This window comes from Chrysiogenia bacterium, from assembly GCA_020434085.1.
Lineage (GTDB): Bacteria > JAGRBM01 > JAGRBM01 > JAGRBM01 > JAGRBM01 > JAGRBM01.
In genome coordinates this window covers 1-4,331 of the sequence record JAGRBM010000535.1, presented here as the reverse complement: position 1 = coordinate 4,331, position 4,331 = coordinate 1, and the positions used below count along the sequence as shown (strand labels likewise).

5 protein-coding genes are annotated in these 4,331 nt (G+C 66.1%); all 5 read right to left on the bottom strand.

What is annotated here, in order from left to right; genetic code table 11:
- Positions 1 to 1,918 (bottom strand): molybdopterin-dependent oxidoreductase (locus KDH09_17835; protein ID MCB0221564.1); only part of this gene is annotated, 1,918 nt, incomplete at its 3' end.
- On the bottom strand, positions 1,915 to 3,066 hold the full coding sequence (locus tag KDH09_17830; protein MCB0221563.1) for an MFS transporter: 1,152 nt from the start codon (positions 3,064 to 3,066) through the stop codon (positions 1,915 to 1,917). The genes KDH09_17835 and KDH09_17830, both read right to left, overlap by 4 nt.
- A complete protein-coding gene (locus KDH09_17825; GenBank protein ID MCB0221562.1) occupies positions 3,063 to 3,503 on the bottom strand; it encodes a DUF3079 domain-containing protein in 441 nt (146 codons plus the stop codon). The genes KDH09_17830 and KDH09_17825 overlap by 4 nt, the downstream gene beginning before the upstream one ends.
- A gap of 26 nt (positions 3,504 to 3,529) precedes the next feature.
- Positions 3,530 to 4,057, bottom strand: coding sequence for a hemerythrin domain-containing protein (locus tag KDH09_17820; GenBank protein ID MCB0221561.1), 528 nt, complete (start codon positions 4,055 to 4,057; stop codon positions 3,530 to 3,532).
- A partial coding sequence (locus KDH09_17815; GenBank protein MCB0221560.1) for a hypothetical protein occupies positions 4,051 to 4,331 on the bottom strand: 281 nt, incomplete at its 5' end. The genes KDH09_17820 and KDH09_17815, both read right to left, overlap by 7 nt.

Sequence of the window (4,331 nt, the reverse complement as noted above, 5' to 3'; positions counted from 1 at the left end):
TCAGGATGGTCGGGTACTCCGCGTCCACATCCTCGGCGGGGCCCTCGTAAGGCGTCGGGTTGAAGCGCGCCTTGCCGTCGGCGAAGTAGAAGGGGCCCGATCCTGCGGCGACCGGGTTCCAGGATCCGGGCTCGAACAAGCGCGGGGTGCCCTGCGGGCCCGGTGCAGGAACCCCCGCGGGCGTCTCACTCGGGCAGGGCCAGAAGACGCCGAAGTTGTCCTCGATCCGCTGGTAGGTGACACCAGAGTAGTCGGCGACGCCGCCTTTCGAAGCCTGGCGAAGCTCCTCGAACATCTCACCGGGGCTCTCGAACGTGAGCCCCTCTTCGCGACCGAGCGCCTTTGCGATGTCCTGGACGATTCGCCAGTCTTGCCTGGCCTCCCCCGGAGGGTCCACCGCCCTGTTGATCTTGACGATCCGCCCTTCGACCTGGGTCACAGTGCCCTCATCCTCCTCTTGAAGCGAGCCGGGCAAAACGACGTCGGCGTAGCGCGCGGTCTCGCTCATGAAGAAGTCGATGGCGACATAGAAGTCCAGCTTGCTCAGGGCACGCCGCACGAAGTTGTTGTCGGGCAGCGAGACGACCGGATTGAAGCAGATTGACAGCAGCCCCTTGATCTCGCCCGAGTCCGCCTTGCGCATGATCTCGTAGGCATCGACGCCCGGCTGCGGGAGGTCATCGGGGCTCATGCCCCAGACGCCCGCGACGTACGCGCGATGCTCCGGGTTGCCGAGATCTCGGCCGCCCGGGAGCTGGTCGCACTTCTGCCCGTGCTCCCGGCCCCCCTGACCGTTCGCCTGCCCCGTGATGGTGGCGTACCCGCAGCCTGGCCGCCCGATCCGCCCGGATGCCAGCACGATGTTGATCGCGCTCAGGACGTTCTGGACGCCGTGGCTGTGGTGCTCGATGCCCCGGGCGTGCATCAAGAAGCTCGTCTTCGCCGTGCCCCACATCTCGGCCGCCTGTCGGATCGTCTTCTCGGCGATCCCCGTCACCTCGGCCGTCTTGCGGGGCGTCCACTCGCGCACCTGCTCGGCGACCGTGTCGAAGCCCACCGTGTGCTGGTCGATGAAGTCGTGATCGAGCCAGTCGTTGTCGATCATGAGCTGCAGGATGCCGCTGAAGAGCGCGGCATCCCGTCCTGGCTTGATCGGCAGGAACAGATCGCAGGTCCGAGCGATGGGCGTGATGCGCGGGTCGATGACGATGACCTTGGCCCCGTGCTCGCGCGCCTGCCAGATGTAGTTCGTCGTGATCGGGGCGCACTCGGCGACGTTCGCGCCGGTGACCAGGATGACCTCGGCCCCGAGGATGTCGCTCCAGGGGTTGGCCGCCCGATCGATGCCGAAGGCCTTCTTGTTGCCCGCCGCGGCGCTCACCATGCAGAGGCGGCCGTTGTAGTCGATGTTGGCGGTCCGCAGGCACATGTGGGCGAACTTCCCCATCAGGTACGTCTTCTCCGTCGTGAGGCTGGCCCCCGACAGGATGGCGAAGGCGTCGCGTCCATGCTCACCCTGGATGCGCTCGATGGCTTGCGCCACGCGGTTGATCGCGTCTTGGTACGGCAACTTGCGAAACCCGGACGCCGCCTTCGGGTCCTTTTGGTACGCGCTGAGCAGGCGATCAGGATGCCCCTGCTGGAGGTATCGCTTGACGCCCTTCGGGCAGAGCATGCCCTGGTTGAAGGGGAACTCGTACCAGGGCTCGATGCCGATGATGGTGTTGTCTTTCACCTTGAGCTGCAGCCCACACTGCTGGCCGCAGAAGCAGCAGTGGGTCTTCACGAGCTTGTCCGGCTCGACGCCGGAGTCCACTCGGATGTCCGTCGCGTAGGCCTTGAACGGGCCGAACTCTCGAATCGTGTCGAGGTCGAGCGCCGGCACGGGCGTGCCGTTGGGTTCGGTTGATCGGCTCATGGATGAAAGTTCTCCGCGTCATCGTCGCCCAGTGGCCCTTCGCCAACGCCGCGGTTGACATGGACGGGCATCGGAAGCGGTCGCGCGGCCGACCGCGCAAGCTCGCCGCCGCGGCTGCCTTGCCATAACAACGCCTGCGCGGTGGCGAACGAAGCGCGCCGGCAGGGCGGGCAGATCCACTGGTAATGCTCGGCGTCGCTGCCCTCGATCTCGTACCGGTAGCCGAGCTCCTGCTCCACCTTGATCAGATCCATCGCGTGCATCCGGGAGGTGAAGGCGTGTCCACAGCGGCGGCAGTGCGCCTTCTCTTCGGCTCGGCCGATGTCCTGGTAGAAGCCGACTCCGAGCTGCGCGGGGCGCTGGAAGATGTGGAAGAACTTCCCGAAGGGGAGCCAGATGAAGGTGGCGATGACCGTCAGGGCGTGCAGCAACGAGATGAACGTGAATCCGTATCCCTTCATCCAGGTGTAGCTCGCCGTGAGCATGAGCCCCGTCAGGCTCACCGCGAACAGCAGGATGAGCGGCATGAAGTCTTCGGCGAAGCGCTGCACCGCGCCTGCTCCTTCCTCGCGCAGGCGGCGGCGGACGGCCAGCATCACGCCCGCGATGACGAGAAAGGACGCCCACACGAGGCCGTGGAAAAGGAAGAACGCGACGGCCGAGTCATGGGGAAACCGAAACGCCGGGAAGCCGAAGACGACCGCCTCGTACAGGGAGAGATCACCTGTGACGGGGCGGAAGTGAAGCCAGCCGAAGACCAGCGGGAAGGTGATGGCGACGGCGATGAGGCAGCCCCACATGATGAGCATGTGCGTGAGCCCACGCAGACGGTCCCGCCGAAAGATGAAGCGGTTCGCCAGCACGTCGAGGCTCATGCGCGAGAACCAGAAGCGGATGTTTCGCAGCCGCCACCCGCGGCGGAAGAAGGCCTGCCATCCCCGCCGCCAGTACATCGCCGTGGGCGGACGCGAGAGCCACATCGTGTACCTGTACGTCAGCCCGAATGTGGCGAAGAGGATGGAGAAGGTATAGGCGACGAGCGCCGCGTCGAAGTGAGCGAGGTTGCGCGAGCCGACGAGGATCAGGCCACCCAGGGTCGCTGTCGCGACGACCCCGCTGATGGTTGCTCTGACGACTTCTGGTTTCATCGGGACCGGCACCTTTCGTTCAACTTCTCTCCAGCGTCGGGTCGGACCCGTGCCCGAGCTCCACCGCGACATCCGCGCCCGCTGACACTCTCGCCGATCGAGACCGGAACCTCAATGGAAGGCGAAGCGCAACCGGGCACGACCAGCATCGCCGCCGTTCGCCCGCTCCGGGAGACCGGCCCGAGGCGACTCTTCGCGGCGCTTTCCCAACCGCTCGAGTCGTGAACCCGGGGTCGCTGGGCGAGACCCTCCCTGGCGTCGTCGCGGTCCCCGGACTCACCGTCGTCATTCTTGCGCCATCCTGCGCCGAAGAGCTCAACAGGATGCAGCGTACGTTCTTTGCTGCATGCCATGTCCGTTGCCGGGCAGTAGCGGTCACATCCCCAGCAGACCCGCTCGGGATGTCTGGGTTGGTGGGGGTGCCTCACGAGAACCAAGCGGGGCCTGCCGGTGGACGATTCCGTCACTCCTTGCCTCCCCCCGCCTTCTTCGACGTACGCATGCGACAGGCGGACGCCAGGGCGCTCTCAACCGTGCGATGCACCTTCGGTCCGTCGAAGTGGAGTGTCACCTTGACCTCGGGAAAGGCGGCGGCCCGCTCCGCAAGAAGCGCGACCTCGTCGTCGCTCAACAGATGTTCGCACTCCTCGTAGACGCCGCCGCTGCCTTCCTCCTTCGCGTCGTGAACCGACAGGAGCGATGCAAGCTCCCGGCACAATGCCAGATCAGGAGTCCCTACGAGCAGGGACGTGATCGCGGCGTGATCGATGCGGAGCTCGCGCGCTCGGTCGAGTGGGGTGCCGCCCCGGGCCCTGCGCGCCGCCGGTAGGAGCAGCTTCTCCTCGATACCGATATGGCGCAGCAGTCCGCGCCGGAAGTCGGCGAATGCCGCCAGATCGAGATCCGTTACCGCCATCGCGCGGTGGAGCAGACGGCGCAAGCGCTGGTGATCGGCGTGCAGGTACCCCGCGATGGTGCGCTCGTTCACCACGGGACACCTCGAACCAGCATGACGCCGGCGGCGAGCAGTACGAGAGCCAGGAGGACGTTGAATCGGCCGAGCAGAGCGGCGCGACGCCGTTCGGTGCGAGCCCGCGGCGAGTTCGGATCCTCAGCGATCGCTCTGGTTGCGCGGGGACCGACGACAAAGTCGTGAGCGGCGCTGACCAGGAGCACGAGAAGGAACGCGCTCAGCTTGACGATGACCATCTTGCCGAAAGGAGACTGCAGCCACTCGGCACGCGTGAAATCCGACAGCCGGACGC